The organism is Acinetobacter sp. AHP123 (assembly GCF_023757925.1).
Lineage (GTDB): Bacteria > Pseudomonadota > Gammaproteobacteria > Pseudomonadales > Moraxellaceae > Acinetobacter > Acinetobacter oleivorans.
The window spans coordinates 2222934-2248786 of record NZ_CP092454.1; the positions used below are offsets into that span (position 1 = coordinate 2222934).

20 protein-coding genes are annotated in these 25853 nt (G+C 39.0%); 14 read left to right on the forward strand and 6 right to left on the reverse strand.

Going from position 1 to position 25853, the window contains the following annotated elements; genetic code table 11:
• Nucleotides 1–49 precede the first annotated feature (49 nt).
• Nucleotides 50–1369, reverse strand: coding sequence for a D-alanyl-D-alanine carboxypeptidase PBP6B (locus MJX77_RS10610; RefSeq protein WP_252058976.1), 1320 nt, complete (start codon nt 1367–1369; stop codon nt 50–52).
• Nucleotides 1370–1540: 171 nt separating this feature from the next.
• Between MJX77_RS10610 and MJX77_RS10615 the strand changes: the two genes are divergently transcribed.
• Entirely contained in the window at nt 1541–3244 is a 1704-nt protein-coding gene (locus MJX77_RS10615; RefSeq protein WP_252058978.1) for a M61 family metallopeptidase, read from the forward strand.
• A gap of 398 nt (nt 3245–3642) precedes the next feature.
• Entirely contained in the window at nt 3643–5880 is a 2238-nt protein-coding gene (locus tag MJX77_RS10620; protein ID WP_005307379.1) for an NADP-dependent isocitrate dehydrogenase, read from the forward strand.
• A gap of 117 nt (nt 5881–5997) precedes the next feature.
• Here the strand turns inward: MJX77_RS10620 and MJX77_RS10625 are convergent, their stop codons facing one another.
• Complete coding sequence (locus tag MJX77_RS10625; protein ID WP_004790791.1) at nt 5998–6786, reverse strand: rRNA large subunit pseudouridine synthase E; 789 nt, start codon at nt 6784–6786, stop codon at nt 5998–6000.
• Nucleotides 6787–6982: 196 nt separating this feature from the next.
• Here MJX77_RS10625 and icd point away from each other — a divergent pair, with 196 nt between their 5' ends.
• The gene (icd, locus tag MJX77_RS10630) at nt 6983–8239 is read left to right on the forward strand and encodes an NADP-dependent isocitrate dehydrogenase (RefSeq protein WP_004790792.1); all 1257 of its coding nucleotides are present in this window, start codon (nt 6983–6985) and stop codon (nt 8237–8239) included.
• Nucleotides 8240–8280: 41 nt separating this feature from the next.
• Here the strand turns inward: icd and MJX77_RS10635 are convergent, their stop codons facing one another.
• Together MJX77_RS10635 and MJX77_RS10640 are read right to left on the reverse strand one after the other, a co-directional pair.
• Nucleotides 8281–8406: a hypothetical protein gene (locus MJX77_RS10635; protein ID WP_081410496.1), complete on the reverse strand. Its 126-nt coding sequence runs from the start codon at nt 8404–8406 to the stop codon at nt 8281–8283.
• Complete coding sequence (locus tag MJX77_RS10640; RefSeq protein ID WP_252058980.1) at nt 8403–9629, reverse strand: YbfB/YjiJ family MFS transporter; 1227 nt, start codon at nt 9627–9629, stop codon at nt 8403–8405. Before MJX77_RS10640 ends, MJX77_RS10635 begins: the two co-directional genes overlap by 4 nt.
• Before the next feature lie 48 nt (nt 9630–9677).
• Between MJX77_RS10640 and MJX77_RS10645 the strand changes: the two genes are divergently transcribed.
• The 4 genes from MJX77_RS10645 to MJX77_RS10660 all read left to right on the forward strand — a co-directional run bounded on the left by MJX77_RS10645 (nt 9678) and on the right by MJX77_RS10660 (nt 16012).
• A complete protein-coding gene (locus MJX77_RS10645) occupies nt 9678–10559 on the forward strand; it encodes a LysR family transcriptional regulator (protein WP_252058982.1) in 882 nt (293 codons plus the stop codon).
• A 208-nt stretch (nt 10560–10767) separates the two neighbouring features.
• The gene (locus tag MJX77_RS10650) at nt 10768–12162 is read left to right on the forward strand and encodes an L-cystine transporter (RefSeq protein WP_005307367.1); all 1395 of its coding nucleotides are present in this window, start codon (nt 10768–10770) and stop codon (nt 12160–12162) included.
• Between the two features lie 149 nt (nt 12163–12311).
• Entirely contained in the window at nt 12312–13127 is an 816-nt protein-coding gene (locus MJX77_RS10655) for a PhzF family phenazine biosynthesis protein (RefSeq protein WP_252058984.1), read from the forward strand.
• A gap of 122 nt (nt 13128–13249) precedes the next feature.
• Nucleotides 13250–16012 carry a M16 family metallopeptidase gene (locus MJX77_RS10660; RefSeq protein ID WP_252058985.1) on the forward strand — a complete coding sequence of 921 codons (2763 nt, stop codon included), beginning with the start codon at nt 13250–13252 and terminating at the stop codon, nt 16010–16012.
• Nucleotides 16013–16073: 61 nt separating this feature from the next.
• Here MJX77_RS10660 and MJX77_RS10665 read toward each other — a convergent pair whose 3' ends face one another.
• Nucleotides 16074–16457: a DUF3144 domain-containing protein gene (locus tag MJX77_RS10665; protein ID WP_004790823.1), complete on the reverse strand. Its 384-nt coding sequence runs from the start codon at nt 16455–16457 to the stop codon at nt 16074–16076.
• A 107-nt stretch (nt 16458–16564) separates the two neighbouring features.
• Between MJX77_RS10665 and MJX77_RS10670 the strand changes: the two genes are divergently transcribed.
• Complete coding sequence (locus MJX77_RS10670) at nt 16565–17197, forward strand: hypothetical protein (protein ID WP_004790825.1); 633 nt, start codon at nt 16565–16567, stop codon at nt 17195–17197.
• A 35-nt stretch (nt 17198–17232) separates the two neighbouring features.
• On the opposite strand, the gene MJX77_RS19365 is transcribed toward MJX77_RS10670, so the two are convergent.
• Complete coding sequence (locus tag MJX77_RS19365) at nt 17233–18696, reverse strand: CYTH and CHAD domain-containing protein (RefSeq protein WP_353619225.1); 1464 nt, start codon at nt 18694–18696, stop codon at nt 17233–17235.
• Between the two features lie 165 nt (nt 18697–18861).
• Here MJX77_RS19365 and MJX77_RS10690 point away from each other — a divergent pair, with 165 nt between their 5' ends.
• From MJX77_RS10690 to rapA, 6 genes are all read left to right on the forward strand, one after another.
• Entirely contained in the window at nt 18862–19245 is a 384-nt protein-coding gene (locus tag MJX77_RS10690) for an Mpo1-like protein (protein WP_111854442.1), read from the forward strand.
• A 115-nt stretch (nt 19246–19360) separates the two neighbouring features.
• On the forward strand, nt 19361–19972 hold the full coding sequence (thiE, locus tag MJX77_RS10695) for a thiamine phosphate synthase (RefSeq protein WP_144732003.1): 612 nt from the start codon (nt 19361–19363) through the stop codon (nt 19970–19972).
• 42 nt (nt 19973–20014) lie between these two features.
• Nucleotides 20015–21313 (forward strand): glutamate-1-semialdehyde 2,1-aminomutase, encoded by a 1299-nt coding sequence (gene hemL, locus MJX77_RS10700; RefSeq protein ID WP_013197129.1) that lies wholly within the window; start codon nt 20015–20017, stop codon nt 21311–21313.
• Between the two features lie 61 nt (nt 21314–21374).
• A complete protein-coding gene (locus MJX77_RS10705; RefSeq protein WP_252058987.1) occupies nt 21375–22079 on the forward strand; it encodes an acyl carrier protein in 705 nt (234 codons plus the stop codon).
• 132 nt (nt 22080–22211) lie between these two features.
• On the forward strand, nt 22212–22850 hold the full coding sequence (locus MJX77_RS10710) for an RluA family pseudouridine synthase (RefSeq protein WP_068565432.1): 639 nt from the start codon (nt 22212–22214) through the stop codon (nt 22848–22850).
• A gap of 144 nt (nt 22851–22994) precedes the next feature.
• Nucleotides 22995–25832 carry an RNA polymerase-associated protein RapA gene (rapA, locus tag MJX77_RS10715; RefSeq protein WP_252058989.1) on the forward strand — a complete coding sequence of 946 codons (2838 nt, stop codon included), beginning with the start codon at nt 22995–22997 and terminating at the stop codon, nt 25830–25832.
• Nucleotides 25833–25853 lie beyond the last annotated feature (21 nt).

Here is a 25853-nt window from a genome sequence, read left to right on the forward strand (position 1 = left end):
ATCTTTTACTTATAAAATTTATTGTGCATCTGTGCACAATTTGATGTTTTTAGTGCGAATCTACAGGGTAGAGTTTTGCAGCACTATGTTCACTTGATGAAAAAATTGAGAAGAGGCTAGAAAACCACATAGCAATTTTTTGGAAAATATTGGCTTCTTCAATATGTACGTTATCTTCGATTTGAAGACTACGGATCAGTTGATTATTTTGATAAATCGATACTGTTGCTAAGCTCATTACTTTCATTAACGGCGCGGTTAATTGTTTTTCATTGAGTTCAATGTTTACACGTGTTTGAGTTGTTTCAAGCGGAGCGATAACTTTTGGTTGCAGGTTGCTATCAAGTACTTGAACGCGCTGAGTGATATTATCAAAATTATTTAGGTCAATTGGTGCTGGGTCAGCATATAAAGAGGTCGTTACAATCGTAGGCTGCTTTGTCGCTACCTTAAACATCTTTAAAGTCGACTTTACAACAGGCAGCTCGGCAATTAATTTTTCCTCAGGAATAATGACTTCATCACGTGTATAGGTATAAGCAAGATTCATTAATTTATCTGCAATCTCAGCACGTTTCACCGCACTCGGTGTACCTAAAACAATGACCAATAAACGTCTTTGAGCTAAGTCTGATGAAAATGAAGGACGTGAAGCTGTGAGTGCCAAATTATAGCCCGCTGCTTTAGTGTAGCCAGTTTTTAGACCATCAACAGATGGGTCATATTTCAAAGCAAGGTTAGTCGCATGGTGAAAACGTTGATTGTAGCTAAAGCTTGGCATTTTTGAATAATGCAAATATTCAGGCGTTTCTTTAATTACGGCTTGACCTAATAAGCTTAAATCATGTGCCGTAGTGTAATGATCCGGCATCGTAATTCCAGGAGGGTTACTAAAATGGGTATCTTTCATACCCAAAGCCTGAGCTTCCTGATTCATACGTTGTACAAAATGGGGAACATCACCAGAAATTTTTTCAGCTAAGGTCACGGCTGCATCATTCGCAGACATAACAATTAAACCTGCTAATAACTGATCAACAGAAATTTGTTCACCAGCTTTAAGATACATTTGTGATTCATCCCACTGCACGACACCAACCACTGGTGTTGCAGTAATGATTTCTTCTTTTTTCAGCTTTCCGGCTTTAATCTCTTTTAAAGCAATATAGGCAACCATCATTTTGGTTAAAGATGCTGGCGCGCGTTGCACGTGGCTATTATGCTCGGCAATGATTTGACCCGATTGAGTATCTACAATAGTCCATGCAGCGGCTTCAACACTTTCAGGTGCAATATTGAGTAGCGCAGCATTGGTTAGGGTGGTGCAGAAAAGACTGAATAGGGTAAAAAGAGATAGAAAAAATTTCACGGATGACCTTAACTTTTACTGGCAAATACGGGACACAGATGCACAGCATGCTATGCCTTTTTTTAATGGAAGGCTAGTGGAAATTGTTGCCAAAAAATACATGTACGCAAGAGGATACAAAAAAGTGATAATCTAATGCGAAGCCGTTCTTATTTTTAAATTGAAGAATTTATGTTGCATTATCAAATTGAGTTCGATGATTACAAACAACACCTTGTTCACGTGACAATTCGTTTTTTAGCCAATCCGAATCAGGAACTTTGGCTGCCAACGTGGATTCCGGGTAGTTATCTAATTCGAGAGTTCTCAAAACATATTGAAGCCGTTAAAGCTTATGATGAAGCTGGACGTCTGTTGGATATTAAAAAAACGAGCAAGAATCGTTGGCGTTTATTTAATACCGATCATGAGCTAATGACGATTGAATATGATGTCTATGCATATGATTTGTCTGTACGTGGTGCATATGTTGATCAGACACGCTTATATGTTAATCCAGCATGCGTATGTTTAGCTTTAGAAGGCCAAGAACAGTCTGCTTGTGAAGTCGAAGTTTTCTTGCCAGATGAGTTAAAACATTTTCAGCTAGCAACAGGTTTGGCTTCAAAAAGTCTAGTCAAAGGTCGCTTTACTTTAAAAGCTGATCATTATGATCAATTGATTGATAGCCCGTTTGAATTGGCTGATCAAACACGTTTTAGTTTTGAAACACATGATATTGAACATGAGTTTGTAATTTCTGGCCCACATAATGCCAATGTTGATCGCTTAAAAGCCGACATTGAAAAGATTTGTGCAGCCGAAATAAATATGTTCGGTTCAGCGCCATTTAAAAACTATACCTTTATGACGATGGCAACAGGGAATAGTTATGGTGGATTAGAACATTGTAATAGTACAAGTCTGATTACACCACGTGATGATTTGCCAAAATCAAATGAACCAGCTGAACCTTCTAAAGATTATCAACGCTTTTTAGGCTTATGTAGTCACGAATATTTTCATTCATGGTTAGTAAAGTTCATTCGCCCAGAAAACTTTGCAAATTATAATTTGCACCAAGAAGGCTACACCTCTTTACTTTGGATATTTGAAGGTTTTACTTCATATTATGATGACCTGATTTTACTGCGTAGTGGTGTAATTTCTCAGAAATCTTATCTTGATTTGCTTAAAGCACAAATTGATCGCTATTTACAAAATCCAGGCCGTTTTGTTCAAACAGTGGCTGAATCAAGTTTTGATGCTTGGATTAAATTTTATCGTCAAGATGAAAACTCGAATAACGCGGGTACTAGTTACTACAATAAGGGTGCTTTAGTTGCGTTGTGCCTAGATTTAGGTTTACGTCTACGTGGTTCTAGTCTTGATGTTTTAATGCGTCGATTATATGAAAATACTCAAAATGGTATGCAAGTAAACGAAAGAACCATTTTTGATTTATGTAAAGAACTGACGGGTGATAATTGGATTGAACAAATTAATCATCTGATTAACACGACTGATGAATTACCGCTTGATCAATTGTTTCCTGAGTTTGGCCTAAGCTATAGAGTTAAAACCGACAAATCTTTGCCATTAGGTTTAAAACTTGTCGATAAGCCAGAAGGTGTGCTTGTGCAAAGTGCCCGCCGTGATAGTGCAGCAGTGAAAGCAGGTATTTCTGCTAATGATGTGATTATTGCAATTGATGGTTTAAAAGCATCCACTAAGCTTATTGAGAAGTATGCAAAGCAGGGCGGAACTTATACTGTCTTTGCTTTCCGTCGTGATGAGTTAATCTCTTTTGAAGTCGATTGCGCTACATCTGATTTAACCGAAGTTGAACTTATCGTTGAAGATCAAGCTAAAACTGAAAAATGGTTAAAAGCTTAGATTAAAGCTAAATAGTTTATAAAAAACCGATGTTTTGCACATCGGTTTTTACTTTTAAGTCCTTCCAGATGGCGAAACCCGTTTTGCCTTTGAGTTTATTTTGAATGAAAAGTATAATAATTGTCAGAACACTGAAAGATATCTCATGTAATTTAATGATTTTTAATGCCTGAAAAGTGATCTGAATGTGCGTATTACAATGACTTAGATATCAGAAAATTATCTATACATTTGTATTATGTATTATTTCGCTGCGAAATGTCGTTATCACTGGATATTTCGTTGACTGGAAGGCAATGAGAGCCGATACTCTCAGGGTTTTATTTAAGCATATCGGTTCGTAGGCACTGGGCCAAAAGCTCGGTCCTCAACACTCAATCAAACGGAAGGGGCTATATATGGCTGGTGAAAAGTCAACTATTATTTACACACTGACTGACGAGGCGCCACTATTGGCGACCTATTCGCTACTGCCGATCATTGAGACCTTTACTAAGCCAGCTGGCATCGAGATTATTAAAAGTGACATCTCTGTAGCTGCACGTGTGCTCGCAGAATTCGCTGATTACCTAAGTGAAGAGCAAAAGGTATCCGACAACCTTGCAGAGCTTGGTCGTCTTACACAAGATCCAGATACTAACATTATCAAACTCCCGAACATTAGTGCGTCTGTTGCGCAATTAACTGCATGTATCAAAGAGCTTCAATCAAAAGGTTATGCAATTCCTGATTATCCGGAAAATCCTGCAACCGAAGAAGAAAAATCAATCAAAGCTCGTTATGGTAAGTGCCTTGGTTCAGCAGTAAACCCTGTCCTTCGTGAAGGTAACTCTGACCGCCGTGCTCCAGCAGCAGTTAAAAACTATGCGAAAAAACACCCTCATTCAATGAGCGAGTGGAAACAGTGGTCACAAACTCACGTTTCACATATGGAAGAAGGTGACTTCTACCATGGTGAAAAATCAATGACACTTGATCGCGCACGTAATGTGAAAATGGAACTTATCACGACCAGTGGTAAGAGCATTGTTCTTAAGCCAAAAGTTGCGCTTCAAGAAGGCGAAATCATTGACTCAATGTTCATGAGCAAGAAAGCACTTTGTGATTTCTATGAAAAAGAACTTGATGATTGTAAAGAAGCGGGAATTTTATTCTCTCTACACGTAAAAGCGACAATGATGAAAGTTTCACACCCGATCGTTTTCGGTCACTGTGTGAAAATTTACTACAAAGAAGCTTTCGAAAAACACGGTAAGTTATTTGACGAATTAGGCATTAACGTTAATAACGGTATGGCTGGGTTATACGAGAAAATCGAAACTCTTCCTACTTCATTACGTGAAGAAATCATTGAAGATTTACATGCTTGTCAAGAACACCGTCCTGCACTTGCAATGGTTGACTCGGCAAAAGGCATCACAAACTTCCATTCACCAAACGACATCATCGTTGATGCTTCTATGCCAGCAATGATCCGTGCCGGTGGTAAAATGTGGGGTGCTGATGGTAAGCAATATGATGCTAAAGCAGTTATGCCAGAATCAACATTTGCCCGTATTTACCAAGAAATGATCAACTTCTGTAAGTGGCATGGTAACTTCGATCCGAAGACTATGGGTACTGTACCGAACGTTGGCTTGATGGCTCAAAAAGCTGAAGAATACGGTTCTCACGACAAGACTTTTGAAATTTCAGAAGCAGGTATTGCAAACATTACCGATCTTGACACTGGTGAAGTGTTATTGACTCAAAATGTTGAAGAAGGCGATATCTGGCGTATGTGTCAGGTTAAAGATGCTCCGATTCGTGACTGGGTAAAACTTGCAGTAACTCGTGCACGTAACTCAGGCATGCCTGCGATCTTCTGGCTTGACCCGTACCGTCCACACGAAAATGAATTGATCAAGAAAGTACAAACGTATTTAAAAGATCATGACACGACTGGTCTTGATATCCAGATTATGTCTCAAGTTCGCGCAATGCGTTACACACTCGAGCGTGTAGTACGTGGTCTAGATACTATTTCTGTGACTGGTAACATCTTACGTGACTACTTAACTGACTTGTTCCCAATTATGGAACTTGGTACTTCTGCGAAAATGTTATCTATCGTTCCGCTTATGGCGGGTGGTGGCATGTACGAGACTGGTGCGGGTGGTTCAGCGCCAAAACACGTACAACAGCTTGTTGAAGAAAACCACTTACGTTGGGATTCGCTTGGTGAGTTCCTTGCTCTAGCAGCTTCTTTAGAAGAAATGGGCATTAAAGAAAATAATGCTCGTGCTAAGTTACTTGCGAAGACTCTTGATGAAGCGACTGACAAGTTACTTGATAATGGTAAGTCGCCATCACGCCGTACAGGTGAGATTGACAACCGTGGTAGCCATTTCTACTTGTCACTTTACTGGGCAGAAGCACTTGCTGCGCAGAACGAAGATGCTGAGTTAAAAGCTAAATTTGCTTCACTTGCAAAAACTTTAGCTGAAGAAGAACCTAAGATTGTTGCTGAACTTGCTCAAGTACAAGGTAAACCAGCTGACATCGGTGGTTACTATGCAATTGATAAAGCAAAAGTAGATGCTGTAATGCGTCCAAGTGCTACATTTAATGCAGCTCTTGCAACTGTTGGTGCTTAATTACTAATTCGTTAGTAAATAGCTTAAGGGCCGGTGTATAAACACCGGCTTTTTTATTTTTATAAAAATAAATGGCATTAAAAAAGCCCACCTAGGTGAGCTTTGAAAATTTAGATTTTAACGACTATTACGTCCACGACCACGTGGTGCTTTTGTATTTGGACGAGTTGTACCATTGGTCTTACGACGTGGCTTTTCACTTTCATCCATTTGCCAGATACGTTTTGTACCAGACTTTTTCGCAGAACCATCTTTGTTTTTACGAACCATCGGTTTGCCGCCAGTACCACCTGGTTTTTTCACATATGAACGTGAACGATAAGGCTCTTCCGCAGGAACATCTTTAAAGTCAGGATAAAGCAAAGGCTCGATTTCTTTCACATCACCAGGTCTTAAACCGAGTTGAACTAAATCAATTGAACCAATCTTAGTACGAATTAAACGTAAAGTTGGAAAACCTACCGCAGAAGTCATACGACGAACTTGACGGTTACGGCCTTCGCAAATTGAAATTTCGACCCAAGATGTTGGAATATTTGCACGATAACGTACAGGTGGGTTACGTTCCCATAACCACTCAGGTTCACTTACTTTAATGGCAGTAGCCGGAAGCGTCATACCATCATTAAGTTCTACACCTTTACGAAGCTGCTCAAGCGCTTCTTCAGTTACATCGCCATCAACTTGAACTAAATACGTTTTGTATTTTTTATTTGCAGGATTGGTAATGAACTGATTCAGACCACCATGATCGGTTAAAAAGACTAAACCCTCAGAGTCCATATCAAGACGGCCTGCCAAGCGCAAAGTCGGGTCATCAACAAAGTCCGAGACGGTCATATGCGCTTCGTCTTTACGAAACTGGGAGAGAACGTCATAAGGCTTGTTGAGAATGACAATTTTCATAAAAAATGGCTTCTTCTTTCAAATAACTAGAGAAAACATTGAGCTATATTTAAGTGTGAAATTTGCTTATTTCCCACATAAATCTCAAAAAGAATTAAATTCGATTAAGCTATTATGCGTTAATAAAAGTTGAAAGTATTGTTTATCGATAATTATTTTTAGTTAATTAAGTATTATAAAAGGGAGAATTTACACAATGGGTTATCAGAAGATCGTGGTTCCTGCTGACGGCGACAAAATTAAAGTAAATGCAGACCTGTCACTGAACGTACCAAATCATCCAATTATTCCTTTCATTGAAGGTGATGGTATTGGTGTGGATATTACACCAACCATGAAAGCAGTCGTAGATGCTGCTATTTTAAAAGCTTACGGTGGCAAGCGCTCAATCGAATGGATGGAAGTGTATTGCGGCGAAAAAGCCAATAAAATTTATGGCAACTACATGCCGGAAGAAACTTTCGAAGCACTTCGTGAATTCGTTGTATCTATCAAAGGTCCGTTAACTACACCAGTGGGTGGAGGCATTCGTTCACTCAACGTTGCCTTACGCCAAGAATTAGATCTATATGTTTGCGTACGTCCAGTACGTTGGTTTGAAGGCGTTCCTTCACCTGTTCAGCACCCAGAATTAACAGATATGGTGATTTTCCGTGAGAACTCGGAAGATATCTATGCAGGTATTGAATGGAAAGCCGATTCTGAAGAAGCTAAAAAAGTGATTAGGTTTCTCCAAGAAGAAATGGGTGTCACAAAAATCCGTTTCCCTGAAGGATGTGGGATTGGAATTAAACCTGTATCGAAAGAAGGTTCACAGCGTTTAGTCCGTAAAGCCATTCAGTTTGCAATCGAAAATGACAAACCTTCTGTGACCCTTGTTCACAAGGGTAATATCATGAAATACACCGAAGGGGCATTTAAAGAGTGGGGCTATGAATTGGCTCTAGATCGTTTCGGTGGAGAACTAATTGATGGTGGTCCATGGGTTAAAATTAAAAATCCTAGAACTGGTAAAGACATCATTATTAAAGATGTCATTGCAGATGCATTTTTACAACAGATCCTCATGCGTCCAGCCGATTACTCCGTTATTGCTACCCTAAATTTAAATGGTGATTATATTTCTGATGCTTTGGCAGCAGAAGTAGGCGGTATTGGTATTGCACCTGGTGCAAATATTGGTGGTGCAATTGCAGTTTATGAAGCAACTCATGGTACTGCACCTAAATATGCAGGTCAGGATAAAGTAAACCCGGGTTCTATTATTCTTTCCGCAGAAATGATGCTACGTGATATGGGGTGGACAGAGGCTGCAGACCTGATCATTAAAGGAATTGCTGGAGCGATTGCAGCTAAAACCGTAACTTACGATTTTGAACGCCTAATGCCGGGTGCAACCTTATTACGTTGTTCTGAATTTGGTGATGCGATTATCAAACATATGGAAGATTAAATAAATTTTGCATAAGAAAAGCCCTCGGTTGAGGGCTTTTTTTATTGCATAAATTCGGGATGCTTCGGAGTTTTAATAAAGCCAATTTTCTTTTGATAACTCTGGTCTAGGGCTTGAATAACAAGAACGAAAGTAACTAAAAATAAAGGAAAGAGCAGAGTTTTCACGATTTGGTTTCTCCGAGAGTTGAGGTGAAAGAAGGGCGTACAGGAAGTAAAAGGCAAACCGCAAAAAGAAGAACGATTCCACCTAACAGAAAGAGATGGGCATAAGACCAATGCAAATGATGCAGAGTACTAATGACAACCCCACCTAAAAGCTGAGTGCTAGCAAACCCAATGGTGGCAAGGCTCCAAAGCTTTTGATAACGTTGCTCATAAATCTGTAGCAGACTATAAGAACTAATAAATACGGTTGCGGGAGTGAGTAAGCCTGTCAGAAGCGAAGATAAGGCCAGTAAAGAAGTAGTCTGTGAAAGGAAAGGTAAAACAACAGCTAGGCAGTAAATGCCATATAGCCATTTAATAGCCTGTATATATCCCATTATTCGGCTTAAGCAATAGGCGATGAATGCACCAATGCAGCTTCCTAATCCATAGAGAACCCAAAATAAATTTCTTTGCTGTAATGGAAAATGTAGAGTTCCAGATAAATAATCCATCCAAAACAAAGAATGTGGAATATAGGCAAAGGCACTACACATATAGGCAATAATAATGACCAGACCCAAACGTGATTTTTGTGAGGCTTGTAAAGTAGTAGATTGCGGTTTAATCATCTGGGCAGTATTGCTACTTAATAAGCAATAAAGAGTTAAGCTTCCTAATAAAGAAATACCTGCAAAAATATCCCAAACATAATGCACGGGCATATTTTTACGTAGGGGAATAATAATGGTGGCAGATAAAACCCCCACACCAATTCCGCTAAATCCTAAAAAGTTAACTTTTAATCTTTGCGTGGTGGGAATGTATTTCATTGCAAAGCTAGGTGCCAAAATCATAAGTAAGCCGCCAGCAATACCTGAAATCGTACGCCAGAAAATGAACCACACCAAAGGCATATCCATGAATGAACAGCATAGTAGGCTGAGGCTGCCAGCTATAGTCGAAAGTACGATCATGGATGGAATGAACTTTTCTTTAATACTCAATAGCGCTAATAAGGCACCAATAAGATATCCCAATAAATTTGCGCTGCCTAAGTAACTGGCAAAATCATGGGTCCAGTGGTACTGCTCGATCATGATGGGCATAAGCGCAGTATAGGAAAATCTAAAAACACCAATTCCCAAACAAGTTGCCAAAAAGACAATTAAGCTCATTCGATAAAATGTAGACATGAGAAGACGCTCAATTTTTTTATTATTAAAAGCGAGTTTATCAATCATTAAAAATGATTTAATATGATAGTAATTATCTTGTTTTGAGATAGTGAAATGTTACTTAAGTCTTTAGAGTTTTTTTTAGAGGTTGCAGAGAGTGGAAGTTTTTCATTGGCTGCACAAAAAATGTATACGGTTCAATCGAATATCACGAGCCATATAAAAAAACTTGAAGAAGAGTTAGGGGTTATTTTATTCAATCGTAATAATCCTGTGACTTTAACGAATGCCGGACAACAGCTACATAGTTACGCTGTTCAAATGATTGCATTGCACGATAAAGCTAAGAAGATCTTTCAAGAAGGTGATATTGACCCGAATGAAACCATTCGCTTGGGCAGCATGGAAACAACCGCAGCAATACGTTTGCCACAGTTGCTCAATCAATCTATGCAGCAATATCCTAATTTGCCCATCGAGCTTCAAACTCATCCGACCCGTTATTTATTAAATGCGGTACATCAGGGGAAGTTGGACTGTGCTTTTGTGGCATCTAAACATTCAATTCCTGAGTTATATAGTTTTCCTGTGTGGCATGAAGAGCTGGTTTTGGTTTGCCCTAAGCAACAACAGAGTTTTCCAGACAAGGTAACCCTTGCAAAGACCAGATTTATTGCATTTCGACAAGGTTGTTCATATCGACATGCCATAGAGCTTTTCTTGAATGACTTTAGTATTCCGCCTTCGCAAATTATGGAAATGGGAAGTCTTGACGGAATCGTGAGTTGTGTAGAGTTGGGTGTTGGTTTTGCTTTATTACCGAAATCATATCTCACAAAAGTTGCAGATAAAGTTTCAGTCAATTGTTTTGGGCTAAATACGGAATCTGCTTTTTTCACTACATATTTAGTTGCCCAGTTACCAGAAACATGGGGAACCAATTTAAAGCAATTTATTCATTTTATTGAGCAGCAATTTGAATTAAAGGTTGCTTAAGTAGAGGCTGGTTTTTGTACATAAATATCTCACTTAATTTATAAATTAAAAGTGATATATATGTATTTAAAAGTCATTTTATATTCTCACGCAAGTTTGTAATCATCTTGATGCTATAAAATTGTTGAAAAGGGTAGTTTATATAGGCCGGCTATGGTCAAATATGCCCCCTTGAAAGATGACACAAGCAATAATTTGGAGTTTGGGAATGAATATACCCTTAATCATCAATATTGTGGTTTTTGTCGGGTTAATATTTTTACTCGCCCAAACACGTAAAACAGACTGGAGCTTATCGAAAAAAGTTCTGGCTGGCTTGGTTCTAGGTGTAGTGTTTGGTTTAGGACTACATTTGATTTATGGCGGTGGCCATCCGATTCTTGCTGAATCTATTAGCTGGTTTAATATCGTTGGAAACGGCTATGTAAAACTTTTACAAATGGTCGTTATGCCTTTGGTATTTGTGTCTATTTTGGGAGCGGTTGCAAAATTACACCAAGCCTCATCTTTAGGCAAAATCAGTTTTTATACGATCGGCACTTTACTTTTTACAACGCTGATTGCTGCACTCGTAGGTGTATTTGTTACTAACCTATTTGGCTTAACGGCGAAAGGTTTAGTGCAAGGTGCTGCTGAAACTGCACGCTTAACTGCCATTAATACAGATTATGTAGGCAAAGTTACTGATTTAAGTGTACCGCAATTTATTCTTTCCTTTATTCCAAGTAATCCATTTGCTGAATTAACTGGTGCAAACCCAACTTCAATTATTAGTGTGGTTATTTTTGCTGTCTTTTTAGGGATAGCAGCGCTTAACCTAATGAAAGATGATGCAGAGAAAGGCCAGCGTATTCTGACTGCAATTCAGACTTTACAGTCTTGGGTAATGAAGCTTGTTCGTCTCGTCATGACACTTACACCGTATGGTGTTTTTGCCCTTATGACCAAAGTTGTGGCAAGTTCGAATGTTGCAGATATCTTAAATCTAGGCGGTTTCTTGGTGGCATCTTATTTAGGTTTAGCCATCATGTTTGTCGTTCATGCCATTATTTTGACCCTGACAGGTGTTTCTCCTGTTAAGTTCTTCAAAAAAGTTGCTCCTGTTCTGACTTTCGCATTTACCAGTCGTTCAAGTGCTGCCAGTATTCCACTGAGCATTGAGACGCAAACTCGCCGTTTAGGTATTCCTGAATCTATTGCAAGTTTTTCTGCTTCTTTTGGTGCGACCATTGGTCAAAATGGTTGTGCAGGTTTATACCCAGCAATGTTGGCAGTCATGGTTGCGCCAACCATGGGAATTAACACGCTAGACCCAATGTGGATTGCTTCGTTAGTGGGTATTGTGACTTTAAGTTCAATTGGGGTTGCTGGAGTAGGTGGTGGTGCGACTTTTGCTGCACTGATTGTTCTTCCAGCTATGGGTTTACCTGTGACTTTAGTTGCACTTCTTATTTCAATTGAACCACTCATTGATATGGGACGTACTGCATTAAACGTAAATGGTTCAATGACTGCGGGTGTAGTTACGAGCCAATTTATGGGTCAGACTGATAAAGACATATTAAATAGTGAAGATGAAATTGAGTTAACTCAACATCATTAAGAATGAGTATTAAACGGCTCATCCACTTTGGATGAGCCGTTTTTTTATATGCTTAAATTGCCACTGTGATGTTAATTTTTAAAAAACTGTATCTGTTTTTCTTTTAAATAATTTTCGAAAATGAACCTATTACAAAAGAGAGCACTATCATGAAAATGTATCAAGTCGATGCTTTTACAAAAGAATTATTTCGCGGCAATCCTGCGGCTGTGATTGTTGAAAAAGAGTGGCTAGATGTAGATTTAATGCAAAAGATAGCACTTGAAAATAACTTATCTGAGACTGCTTTTGTAAAAATCATAGACGCTGAAAATTATGAAATTCGTTGGTTTACGCCAACGGTTGAAGCCGATTTTTGTGGGCATGCGACGCTTGCTAGTGCTTTTGTAATATTTAAAGATTTTACGGAAAAAAAGACCATTAATTTTCATGTCCGAAACTTAGGTCTTTTTATCGTTCATCAAGATGATGATGGCAAAATCAGAATGAATTTTCCGATTCGTAAAGCTCATCAAGTTGAAGATTATCCAGCTGTTTTACGTGAGGCATTAACCAAACCATTTAAAGCAGTTTATCAAAATGTTCAAGCTTACATTGTTGAATATGAGTCAGTGCAAGATGTATTAGACGAGCAGCCTGACATGAGCTTGCTCAAAACCCTAGGTAAACGGACTGCGATTACAACGACGGGAATGGAGGTTGCAATTACCTCAAAAGCAGACCAGCAATATGACTGTGTATCGCGTTATTTTGCACCTGTCGCGGGCATTGATGAAGATCCTGTTACAGGTTCAGTTCATACTGCAATAGCGCCGTTATGGGCAGAAAAGCTGGGCAAAAATAATATTTTGGCTTATCAGGCTTCTAGCCGTGGAGGCGTTTTATATTGCAATATCCTGTCTGAAGAACGTATTGAAATTTCAGGCAATGGAAAACTTTATATGCAAGCTGAGATTTTTCTTTAAAATATAAGGCCGTTTAAATAAACGGCTTTTTTTTCAAATCTTTACTATTAATGTCAGCTTAAATTTCCTACTATAGTCGCACAACTATTGATTTTTTATTATTCAAATTAATTGGTATTTATATGTTTATGCAGTTTAAACAACTGACTCTCTCCCTATGTATTCTTGGTTTAAGTGCTGCGTCTTTTGCACAAACTACACTAGTAAAAAGCAAGCAAAATATTGAGGAATATAAATTAGATAATGGTTTTCGGGTTGTACTTGCACCGAACGACAAAGAAAATAAAATCTTTATTAATACCATTTATTTAACAGGTTCATTAAATGACCCGCAAGGTAAAAGCGGTTTAGCTCATTTGCTTGAGCACTTGGCTTTTAAAGGAACAAAAAATGTTAAAGGGGAAGAATTCCAGCGTCGTCTAGATCAATATACATTGATGACGAACGCCAGCACCGATTATTACTCGACCAAATATACCAATATCGTTCGTCCGGAAAAGACTGCACTCAATGAAGTGTTATATCTTGAATCGGAACGTATGGATAAATTAGTTCTACAAGAAAAATTTGTTCCTTCTGAAATTGAAATCGTAAAACGCGAACGTGAAGTCCGTATGGACCAGCCTTTTGCTGTCCTGATGGATCAAATGTGGAAGTCAGCTTATGGTAACCAATATTTAGGTCGTTTACCGATTGGCGATTTACCTGAGCTTAAATCTATTAAAATGCCTGAATTGAATCAGTTCTATCGTAACTGGTATGCACCCAATAATGCTGTCATGGTAATTTCAGGTAAGTTCGATAAGACAGATGTCTTAAAAACCATTGATCAATACTTTAGCCCAATCGCGGCGCGTGATGTTCCTAAGCCTGTACAGATTCCTGTACTCGACTCTACAAAAATAAAAAATCGTCAGTTTGTGGTGAAAAAGGGGAGCGATCTCGCTAAATTCCATATCTATATGAATGGTAAAAATACCAAAATTCAGCCGACGCTCGCTTTAGCGCCTTTGTTATATACCATGCAGCCAAGTGGCCATTTATATCAGAACATGGTTGAAACAGGCATTACCACAAATGTTGATGCAAGTACGTGGTTAGACCAAGATTTTAATGTGGTGTTTCTGGGTGCCATTTATGCACCAAGTAATGACCCTAAAAAAGTTGAAAGCTCTTTGCTAGCGGGTATTGAGAAAGGTAAGCCTTTTACTGAAGTTGAATTAAATCGTGTTAAGAGTTTAATGAAAACTCAAGGCGATTTAATCACTAAAGATGCGGTAGCACTTGGTTCACGTTTAAGTGATTACACTGTCGCTGGCGGTCAGTGGGATCAATATTTTAAAGATTTAGATTCAGTAGAAAACGTTAAGTTAGACCAAGTGAATCAAACTTTAAAACAATTCCTTGTGGCTGAGCATCGAATTGACGGTGATATTTTGCCAACACCTGAAGATCAGAAAAAAGCTCAACAACAAAATGCAAAAGACGCACCTAAAACTCTAGATCAGGTAGAAGCAAAGGCAGAGCCTTTAAAAGATCCAAAGGTGTATCAACAAGAAGTCGCAGAGTTTTTAAAAACTTCTAAGCAATATGTTGAAAGCAATGAGAAAAAGATTATCCGTGGAAAACTGAAAAATGGAATGAAGTACGCTTTATTCCCAGTTGAAACACGTGATGATCGTACTTATGCAACAATTACGATGGACTTCGGAACAGAAAAATCTTTATTTAATAAAGGTACGGTCGTTGATTTAACCTCATATTTATTGCTTCGTGGTTCTGATAAATACAGTTTGCAAGATATTGCTGATAAATCGATTGATGCGGGCGGCGCGGCTTATGCAAGTGCTGACGGCAATGGCATGACTATTAATATTCAGTCTAAATCAGAAAAATTTGATGAGTTTTTCGAGTTTGTTCTTGATGTGATGAAAAATCCAAAATTTGAGCAATCTCAATTTGATTTAATTAAATCGCAAAGTTTATCAAGTCTTGATCGTCCTTATACCGAGCCAGATGTAGTAGCGGGCTTAACACTTTCACGTTTGCTTGAAGAATATCAACCCGGTGATTTGCGTTATCACTTTGAACCTGAACTGGCAAAACAGCAATTGAAAAACGCAACTCAAGAGCAAGTGAAAGAGTTATACGAGCGTTTCTTTGCAATGAACCATGCTCAAATTGCTATTACGGGTAAATTTGATGCGAAAAAAATGCAGAAATTACTTAATCAGGAATTTGGTCGTTGGAATGGTAAACAGCCTTATCAAAGAATCTTGATTAATCATGTTGATTTTCCAGCTCAGCAAGTTCATGTTTTATCTGAGCAGCGCGAATTTGGTAGCTACCAAAGTGTGCTTTCAATTCCAGTTGGGAAAAACCATCCAGATGCATCTGCATTAATTTTACTTAACTATATTTTAGGTGAGTCTCAAATTTCATCACGTTTGGCTCAAGAGCTTCGTGAGAAAAATGCGCTAGTCTATGGTTTTGGAAGTGGACTGCAACTTGACCGTGATACGAATGTAGGGGCCTTAAGCATTAGTGCTAATTATACTTCTGGTCGCTCAGCACAAGTGTCTGCATCAATACATAAAGTGTTGAATGACTTGTTGAAAAATGGTGTGACTGAGCAAGAGCTTGAAGCTGCTAAAGCAGATATCATGAAGAAACGCGTTACGGCATTAGAAGATGAACGTAATATTCATGGGATGTTAAATCTACAGCTTGAAACAGATAAAACATTACAAGATCGTGTTCGACATGATCAGAACTTGACTAAACTGACTGTTGCAGACGTAAATGCAGTAATTAAAAAGTATATTAAACCTGAACATTTAGTTGAAGTGATGGCTGATCAATATGGTCAGGCAGCAAAAAAATAAAGTCTTATAGCAAATAAAAAGCCACTAAATTGTGGCTTTTTATTTGGATGTTTAAATCATCTTAATGATCATGTTTATGCGCATGAAAATCTTCATTTTTACGGAAACGTAAGTAATTTTCGAACTGTTCACAGTACTCATCAAAGTTATCTTCAAGCATCATTTGAAATTGTTGCACAAGATAAGACATCACTTGATCTTTAGCAGCGCGCATTTCTTCGCCATCTTTAAAATTATTTGCTGCTACCCATGTGTTAAAACGGGCACTAGCAAACAACATTGCTGCACTTACTTGACCACGTAGTTCGGCTGGATCTGGCTTTTCACCTTTTGGCGGGCGACAAAAATCATTGGCTTGTTTAATGAATTCATCCGCACGCTCAAAGAAAACCGCATTTAACGCTTCTTCTTCAGTAATATCTGTTGCATTAATCTTTTGAGACATGACTTATTCCCACAAAAATAGAGCTGCTTATTATAGGCAAACGCTTGCGGAAACAAAACCTTTGACTTAGTCTGTAAATAGCCTAAGTATGGGTTGGAGAACCTAATATGCAAGATGCGATTGCTATTCAAAGTTTAAAAACAGATATTGCTTTATTACGCCAGCATGTTTTCCCACCTCAATATTTAGAGCATGTCGAAGGACTGCCGATTTATTATGGCTTGCAAGAAGAAGTCGAAAATTATTATCGCCAATGGCAAGGTTTAATTGAAAGGGCACAAGAACTTTTTCAGCCATTTATGGAAGATGAATTACCAGATGCCATTCATTTGCCAAGTCATTTAAATTTACCGCTATTCTTCTTTCATGTAGACCGAATTCGGATTAATAAAACACGCGCAAAAGAATCGAAAACTTTCCGTGGTGTTGCGAGTCTTATTGAAAAATGTGGGCAGTTCGAAACTGATCAGATTTTTACGATGCAAGAATGGTTGCAGAGCGACGATACCGCAGCTTTAGTTGCTCACCGTGAATTTATCGATTTAAGAACCTATGTATTTCAGCACGGGCAAAGTGAATATACCCGTTCGCGTTTTTATACCAATGGTATTGTGTTAGGTGTTGAACCGCATTTTAAATTGGTCGATGCCCGTGATAAGCCAAGAAAGCAACGTAGTGATAGCTATAATGACCCATTAGCAGATAATGGCGTGTGGAAAGTATTTGGTAAGTACCGATAAAAAGTCGCTGCTTGTTTACAGCGACTTTTTATAAATTACCAAAAAGTTTCAGTTTGACTAAAAGTTTGTAAAGCTTTGGCAGACCATTTTTGTAGGTGAGGTTGTTTGGCTTTTACCCACCCTAATGCAAACCAGAAAGATGAGTCATTTTCGACAACTTTATTGAAAATACCTTCCGCAATAAATAAGTCGTTATATTGACCTAAGGTGTTTTGTACAGGTTGTAGATGTTTTAAATATTGCTGTACTTTCTTGTCAGGATAAAGACTTGAAATAAACTCAACACAATAACGTAACTGCTTAGCTGTCTTTCGTATTTTGTGCTGTTCAGTCACTTCAAGCTCAGAGAAGTGTTCAGCATTGCTAATCACTTTATGATGTAATTTATCTAAACTCTTTTTAATATGTTTTTTTAACCCACCTGTTTTGTTCTTTGAATCTTCTTCTGAATACGCAAATGCTAATAAATCGAGTAATAGCTTAATTGTGTCCGCAGAGGTAAAGATTGTTGAGAGTTCTTTTGAAGGCTGAACTGAAACGGGTAGTAAAAGCTCAGGCGAACCGTGTTGTTGAATGACAGGTAACACTTCGGTGCGAATAGCATCTTCATCACGAGTGTCTCCAAGCTTACGGAAAAGCTCCGCAATTTGTTCTTCCCAAATAGGATTTAGCTCGCTTGACCAGCCAGAGAAATGTTTCAGTGCACTGCGTAAACGACGTAAACTTACACGTGCCTGATGAATATGCTCAGGTTCGGCAACTTCATCGGCAATTGCAGCCATATTTGGTAAAAATTGTCCTAAACAGTTTTCGATAATCTTTTTTAGAGCCTGCTCAGCAGTAATATCTTTATTTAATGTCAGAGCTTTGGCATGTACAGCGGGCGAGGCTGCTTGCCCCAGTGCTAATAAATTACCACGCTCGGCTTTACTTCTTACATCAAGCCAAAGGGCGTAACGATTAATCCATTGCTGTGCAAATTGAATTAGCGTTTTTACTGCGCCTTGTTTGAGTTCAAATTCGACTTCACAAATTTTACTTTGTGTATCTGCTGTTTTTACGACGCCGTCATCTAAACAAACTTCAATAGCCGTATTGTCTGCTTCAAACACATGATAGGTTCGCTGTACATCAGTCTCAAACTGCAAACTTAGTTTTTCAGCTTGCGTTCCTAAAACCGCATTAATTAAATCAGTTACGACTTTATTATTTTGATATAACGCAAGGTTTAAGTCAGGTTCTTGGTCGCACGCACCTAAATGAATTTCTTCTTCAACACGGTGCAGGTGGCTTTGACCTGCGGCTTTAAATGTTTGTACCCATTGATCATCTTCTTTACGTAAACGTAGGGCCATGCCATTTTTTGCGAGTAATCGATCAGGGGTATCGTAATACTTTGCCTGTAAGTGAATATATTTCGCTTTATGTTTTTTTAAGTATTGCTGGACAGTTTTTTTCTTCGATTCAGGTAACTGAAACTTTAGTTCGACTTCGACCATAATATATCTCCCTGAATCAGGTATTTAAACTATCTTGAATAAGTATAATAGCTTAGCGCTAAAAGTAATGCTTTTGATAGAGAAAGTTACAATCAAACATATGACGCTAGGCTTTTATTTAGGTGTACAATCAGGTGACGTTTTGATCAAATAAAAATCAGGAAGATGATCGTGAATGCACCAGTAAACTTTAGCCATGAAGCTCAGCCAGAGTTTGAATTGCCGATTAAAAACTATCAGGAATTTTATCGTTTTTATTTAACTGAACACCGTAACATCATGAGCAGACGCTTACATGTGGTGGGTAGCAGTATTGGTATATACTTTTTTTCAAAAGCAATTCGTAAGAAACAGGCCAAATATGTGCTCTATGGTTTGGTAGCGGGTTACGCAAATGCTTGGGTTGGACATTTTGTGTTTGAAAAAAATAAGCCTGCCAGTTTTAAACAACCTTTCTATAGCTTTATTTCTGATTGGCGAATGTTGTCTGATGTTGCCCGTGGTCGTTTGAGTTTGACTGATCGCAAGCATGACAAAATACCAAGTTAATTTTACTTTCTATTCTAAATATACCGATTGGTACTGGTAAGCCTATATCAATCGGTACTTATGATGTCCTATAAATCCGTTATACTAGCGAAGTTTTTTAAAGCGAGAGTAGAGTATGCGCGGTTTATATCTCATTACCAATGATGACCCAATCCAATTATTATTAGAAAAACTAGACGCCGCACTCGCAACTCATCAGGTCGCAATTTTACAGTACCGCCGTAAGAAAGTAGAAAAAGCAGACCAGCCTGCTGAAGTTGAACAAATCAAACTTTTATGTGAAAAATATCAAGTTCCTTTTGTGATTAATGATGACCTAAAACTGGCTGCTCAGTTTGGTTTAGGTGTGCATTTAGGGCAAAGTGACGGTGAAATTACTGATGCAAAATCGCAATTACCAGAAGGTGTCATTATTGGCCGTACTTGCTTAAATTCATTAGAACTTGCACAAAAAGCAATTGCCGATGGCGCGACTTATATTGCATTTGGTGCAGTCTACGCGACCTCTACAAAACCTGAAGCAGGTAATGTGGGTATCGAAGTGATTAAACAGGCAGCGGCTCAATATGATTTACCAATTTGCGCGATTGGTGGTTTAACTGTTGAAAACTCAAAACCTGTGATTGAGGCTGGGGCTGACCTCTGTGCAGTCATTAGTGATATATTAGGCCGATCAACTGCTGAAATTCCTGCCCGTGTACAGGCCTGGGCACAATTATTTTCTTAAGCTTTCAAAATTATTTTTTAGATATTTAAGACGAGCATTTCCATGAGTTTATCTCCAAAGCAAGAACAGTTATTTAAACAAGCCAGCAAACACATTCCAGGTGGTGTGAACTCTCCGGTACGTGCCTTTAATGGCGTTGGAGGAACACCTGTTTTCATCGAGAAAGCAAAAGGTGCTTATTTATGGGACGTAGATGGTAAGCGTTATGTTGACTATGTTGGTTCTTGGGGACCAATGATTTTGGGTCATGCTCATCCAGAAATTATTAAAGCAGTACAAACAGCCGCAGAAGATGGTTTAAGTTTTGGTGCGCCAACTGTACACGAAACAACGTTGGCAGATATTATCTGTGAAATCATGCCATCAATTGAATTGGTGCGTATGACGAACTCTGGTACAGAAGCGACCATGACGGCTATTCGTTTAGCGCGTGGTTACACTGGCCGTGACAAAATTGTGAAGTTTGAAGGTTGCTACCACGGTCACTCTGACTCACTTTTAGTAAAAGCAGGTTCGGGTTTACTGACTTTAGGTGAGGGTGAACCGACTTCAAAGGGTGTTCCTGTTGATTTTGCCAAACACACTTTAACGTTACCTTATAACGATATTGCGGCATTAAAAGAATGTTTTGCTAAATTTGGTCATGAAATTGCGGGTGTTATTATTGAGCCTGTCGCGGGTAACATGAATATGGTGAAACCAATCGACGGTTTCTTACAAGCCATCCGTGATGTGTGTGATGAATATAAATCTGTATTTATTATTGATGAAGTGATGACAGGTTTCCGCGTTGCTTTAGGTGGTGCTCAATCGGTTTATAACGTTAAACCTGATTTAACAACTTTAGGCAAAATTATTGGTGCTGGTTTACCTGTAGGTGCGTTTGGCGGTAAGCGTGAAATCATGGAATGTATCGCACCTTTAGGCGGCGTATACCAAGCAGGTACATTGTCTGGAAACCCTCTTGCTATGCGTGCGGGTATCGAGATGTTCAAACATCTTCGCCAACCAGACTTTTACAGTAATTTATCTGCTCAACTTGAAAAGTTACTTGCGGGCTTACAAGCCGCAGCTAATGAAGCAGGTATTCCATTTAAAACTCAGCAAGCTGGTGCAATGTTTGGTCTTTACTTTACAGACCAAGAAGACATTACAAGCTTTGACTCAATGTTGGCGTGTGATATTGAAGCTTTCAAAAAGTTCTTCCATGGCATGTTAAAGCGTGGGGTAAACTTGGCACCTTCAGCATTTGAAGCAGGCTTTATTTCATCTGCTCACTCTGATGAAGATATTGAATATACGATTCAGGCTGCCAAAGAAACTTTCGCTGAAATGAAGTAAGCAAAAAAGCCCGTGTTAAACGGGCTTTTTAATTTGAGCTATTTTTTATTTGTTGAGAACAATGTTTTATCCCTTACCTCGAAAAATCCAATTAGCAGCAAATAGTTCAAATTGGTCAATTGAATCAACACAAAGTATTTTGCTCATGGTTGGGCTAAATGAACTTGAGAAATCACCTGACTGGGCGCACCAGCCATTAGCCGATCATTTAGAATTGCTAAGTAAAAGAGCACAGGCACTCGAAATTCCAGTTATTTTTATTGATGCATCTCAGCTTCAACAAACCATGTTGCAGTTGGGGCAGCGACTGTCGTCAAATGCTAAAGCCCAAGTTGTGATGGCTGGTGATTTGTCACCTCTGTTTAAACAAGTTATGCAGCTTGTTTTATCTATTACCGATTATGTAGCTATTGTAAATGATGCGATCTTGGCGGCTAATCTAGAGCAACATATCCAATGGGTTGAAAAGATCAGTTTTGACCATATAAAACATTTAAATACACGGACCTTAATGCGCCTATGGTCGTTAAGTGCGCCGTCTGAATATATTTTGTCGGATAAAGGAATCTTATTGGCAATTGCTGAACAGGTGGGGCGACACCCCATGGAGATTCATCCTGAAATTGATTTACGAAACTACGGTTTAGATCAGTCTGCTGTGAATTATCTGGTCGAAGTGTGGCGTGCGAATGGTGCGAGCGTAAGCGCTGAAGAGGTAATGCAGGCACCGTCATTGCAGCATATTATGCAGTTATTGAAGCCTTGACTAACTATAGACTCCAAGTGATCCATAATATTTGCAAATTATGCTGTTAATTTACCCGAACGGCATTGTAATTCGGACGTAAGCTTTTTATTATTGCCCGCTTGTTTTTCATCTTGCCTTGGGAATACAACTTTGAGTGATTTTCTAAGTGAACATCTGATCTATCGTGATGATGATTTTATGGTGATTCATAAACCTTCGGACATCTTGAGTGTTCCTGGTAAAGGTGATTTACATGATAGCGTTTTGACAAGGTTGGTTGCGATTGAACCTAAAACTTTGCTCATTCATCGTCTAGACCGAGATACTTCAGGTATTTTAGTATTTGGTTTATCAAAGCGTGGTCAAAGTGCGATTGCGCGTCAATTTCAAGATCGTCAGACTTCAAAAATATATGAAGCGCTTGTCGCAGGTCATTTAGAGGGTGAGGGGACTGTAGATATTCCTGTCATCTATGATCCAAGCCGACCACCTTTACATATTGTCGACGCTTCTCACAACAAACCTGCTTTAACACATTGGCAGGCAATAGAACATTTTCAGATTCAGGGACAGCCTGTAACTCGTGTGAAATTAACACCAATTACGGGCCGATCCCATCAACTCCGTGTACACATGCAATATCTTGGGCATCCAATTGTAGGTGACACGCTGTATGCAACACCGGAGCAACAACTTGTTCCGCGTTTATGTTTGCATGCCAAACAGTTAAGTTTTAATCATCCTGTCACAGCAGAAATATTAACTTTTGACTGTCCTGTACCGTTTTAATGTAAAAATTTTAATGCGTGATTTTTTGTAGCAAAGTCATTTAATTGGTTTTTGCTTCAAAATTTTGCTTTAAAGACTACATAAAAAGATGCAAAAATAAGCTAATTTGCATCGTACAATATGTAGTGCGAACTTGAGAGAAAGGTGGAAAAATTGCAGCAGTATGCTATTGGTCAACGTTGGCTATCAGACACAGAAACTGAACTCGGTTTAGGTGTGCTTATTGATGTAGATGAAAGATCTGTCAGCATTTTATTCCCCAAAAGTGATGAGACACGTGTCTATGCACGTAACAATGCTCCACTATCTCGTATCATCTTTAACACAAATGATGAAGTTCAAGATCAAGAAGGCAAGAAATGGATTGTTGAGTCTGTTGAAGACCGACATGGTGTTTTGCGTTACAACGTTGTTCGTACCTTAGAAAATGGCGAACAAGATCGTAAAGCGCTGAATGAAACACGTATCGGTGCGCAAATTCAGTTGTCGAAGCCTTTAGATCGTTTGCTTGCAAGTCAGGTCGACTATAAAGAGTGGTATGACCTGCGTATTGAAGCGATGCTTATGCAAGCACAAATGCAGAATAGCCCTCTGCGTGGGATGGTTGGGGCGCGTGTTGGTTTAATTCCACATCAGCTTTATATCGCACACGAAGTTGGTAAACGTTTTGCACCTCGTGTTTTACTTGCCGATGAAGTGGGCTTGGGTAAAACAATTGAAGCTGGTTTAATTATCCACCAACAGCTTAAAACAGGTCGCTCAGAACGAATTCTTATTTTAGTCCCTGATTCTTTACAGTATCAGTGGATGATTGAAATGCGCCGTCGTTTTAACTTGCAATTCTCTCTGTTTGATTTAACACGTACCGCATCTATTAAAGAACATGATCCAGAACTTAACCCGTTCTTGACTGAGCAATGCATTATTGCCAGCGTTGACTTAATGGTTGACCATGATGATTTGCGTGAGCAAGCCATAGAAGCTGGCTTCGATTTGCTCGTGGTCGATGAAGCACATCATTTGATGTGGAGCGAAGAAGAAGGCGGTAATGATCGCTACGATTTAATTGAAGAGCTTGCTGAAAACACCGCTGGGGTGTTATTGCTTACCGCAACACCTGAACAGCTTGGTGTGGAAAGTCATTTCGCGCGTTTACGTTTACTTGATCCGCAACGTTTTAGCAGTTTAGAGCGCTTCTTAGATGAAGAAACTCAATACCAACAGACTGCAAAAATTGCTGAAGTACTCATGTCTGATCAGCCTTTAGCTCCAGAGCATTTATCTGCTTTAGAAGGCTTATTAGGTCACAGTATTGAAGACCAACCTGACCAACGCTTTAGAGCAATTCACGAATTATTAGACCGTCACGGTACAGGTCGTATTTTATTCCGTAATACGCGTGAAGCAATTCAAGGCTTCCCAGGGCGTGATTGTCAGCCAGCACCATTACCAGCACCAGAAGATTGGTCAAAAGATGGGAAACTGCGTGAGCAAATGTGGCCAGAAGAAGCACAACTTGATGGTTCATGGATGCAAAATGACCCACGTGTGCTATGGGTAATGGAAATTCTGCGCAAAGATCTCAAGCATAAAAAAGTGCTTTTAATTGCGCGTAGTGGACCAGTTGTTGAAGCTCTAGAAAATGTATTGCGTTTGCATGCAGGCATTCGTACTGCAATGTTCCATGAAGGCATGAGCTTACTTGAACGTGACCAAGCAGCGGCCTATTTTGCTGAAGAAAGCTATGGTGCACAAATTCTCCTGTGTTCGGAAATTGGTTCGGAAGGCCGTAATTTCCAATTTGCCAGTGATCTAATTTTATTTGATCTGCCAGCTAACCCAGATGTTTTAGAACAACGTATCGGACGTCTAGACCGTATTGGTCAAGAAAACCGTATTCAGATTCATGTGCCATATCTTGTTGGAACAGCTCAAGAGCGTATGTTCCGTTGGTACAATGAAGCACTTAATATTTTCAGTAATATTTCTCCGACAGCGCAAACGCTGCAAGAGAATTTTATTGTTGAATTAAAAGACTGTTTGCTTGCAGACCAAGGTCAAACATTTGAAGATTTGCTTGAAGAAGTGAATGTTCAACGTCAAGCTTTGGAAGCTGAACTTCAAGCGGGCCGAGATCGTTTACTTGAATATAACTCATGTCGTCCTATCGTGGCGCAAGAGATTGTTCAGGCACTTGAAGATTATGATGACAACACAATGCTACCAATGTTTGTGAAGCGTTTCATGTCTTCAACCAATATCGACTTTGATGAGCAAAGTAACGGTACGGTAATTATTCGTCCAACAGACCAAATGCAAGTGCAAGGTTTGGCGCTAGACGAAGAAGGTATGACCGCTACTTTCTATCGCGATCAGGCTCAGCTTCGTGAAGATGCCCAATATTTAACTTTAGAGCATCCATTCATTGAAAGTGTAATGGAAATGATCCGTACGCAATCATTTGGTAGTACCAATGTTGCTGTACTCAAATCTAATGCATTAAAGCAGGGTTCGGTATTAATTGAAGTGTGGTTTAAAGTCGATGTAGTTGCGCCTAAGGCGTTGAACTTACCATCGAGCTTGCCTAAGCAGCTTATTCGTGTGCTATTAAGCGAAACTGGTCAAGATTTGTCTGAAAAAATTGACCCAGCAATTTTGAAACCATATTTACATCACTTAGATGGCAATAGCTGTCGTCAGGTGGTTAAAGCTCGCCGTGATATTATTGAGCAACGTTATAAACAAGCGTTGGATATCGCGAAAGTTGATTTGCCACAGCTTCAGCAGCAAGCAAAAGAACACTATGGTAATAAATGGCAATATGAAATTGACCGTTTAACTTATCTAAAACAGTTCAACCCAAGTATTCGTCAAGATGAAATTGACCGTTTACAAAAGCTGCAAAAAGAAGGCTTGAGCTTGCTTGATGGTTTAAGTGTTACACCAGAAGCAATTCAAGTATTAGTTGTGGTTAAGCCATAATTAACTCAAAATAAAAAAAGC

Bases quoted from the DNA above. Each gene is read 5' to 3' on its own strand.
- MJX77_RS19365 (WP_353619225.1), bottom strand. From the start codon at position 18,696: ATGGTCGAAGTCGAACTAAAGTTTCAGTTACCTGAATCGAAGAAAAAA.
- MJX77_RS10705 (WP_252058987.1), top strand. From the start codon at position 21,375: ATGTTTTATCCCTTACCTCGAAAAATCCAATTAGCAGCAAATAGTTCA.
- MJX77_RS10615 (WP_252058978.1), top strand. From the start codon at position 1,541: ATGTTGCATTATCAAATTGAGTTCGATGATTACAAACAACACCTTGTT.
- MJX77_RS10660 (WP_252058985.1), top strand. From the start codon at position 13,250: ATGTTTATGCAGTTTAAACAACTGACTCTCTCCCTATGTATTCTTGGT.
- MJX77_RS10655 (WP_252058984.1), top strand. From the start codon at position 12,312: ATGAAAATGTATCAAGTCGATGCTTTTACAAAAGAATTATTTCGCGGC.
- icd (WP_004790792.1), top strand. From the start codon at position 6,983: ATGGGTTATCAGAAGATCGTGGTTCCTGCTGACGGCGACAAAATTAAA.
- MJX77_RS10620 (WP_005307379.1), top strand. From the start codon at position 3,643: ATGGCTGGTGAAAAGTCAACTATTATTTACACACTGACTGACGAGGCG.
- hemL (WP_013197129.1), top strand. From the start codon at position 20,015: ATGAGTTTATCTCCAAAGCAAGAACAGTTATTTAAACAAGCCAGCAAA.
- MJX77_RS10670 (WP_004790825.1), top strand. From the start codon at position 16,565: ATGCAAGATGCGATTGCTATTCAAAGTTTAAAAACAGATATTGCTTTA.
- MJX77_RS10690 (WP_111854442.1), top strand. From the start codon at position 18,862: ATGATCGTGAATGCACCAGTAAACTTTAGCCATGAAGCTCAGCCAGAG.
- MJX77_RS10640 (WP_252058980.1), bottom strand. From the start codon at position 9,629: ATGATTGATAAACTCGCTTTTAATAATAAAAAAATTGAGCGTCTTCTC.
- thiE (WP_144732003.1), top strand. From the start codon at position 19,361: ATGCGCGGTTTATATCTCATTACCAATGATGACCCAATCCAATTATTA.
- MJX77_RS10650 (WP_005307367.1), top strand. From the start codon at position 10,768: ATGAATATACCCTTAATCATCAATATTGTGGTTTTTGTCGGGTTAATA.
- MJX77_RS10625 (WP_004790791.1), bottom strand. From the start codon at position 6,786: ATGAAAATTGTCATTCTCAACAAGCCTTATGACGTTCTCTCCCAGTTT.
- MJX77_RS10645 (WP_252058982.1), top strand. From the start codon at position 9,678: ATGTTACTTAAGTCTTTAGAGTTTTTTTTAGAGGTTGCAGAGAGTGGA.
- MJX77_RS10665 (WP_004790823.1), bottom strand. From the start codon at position 16,457: ATGTCTCAAAAGATTAATGCAACAGATATTACTGAAGAAGAAGCGTTA.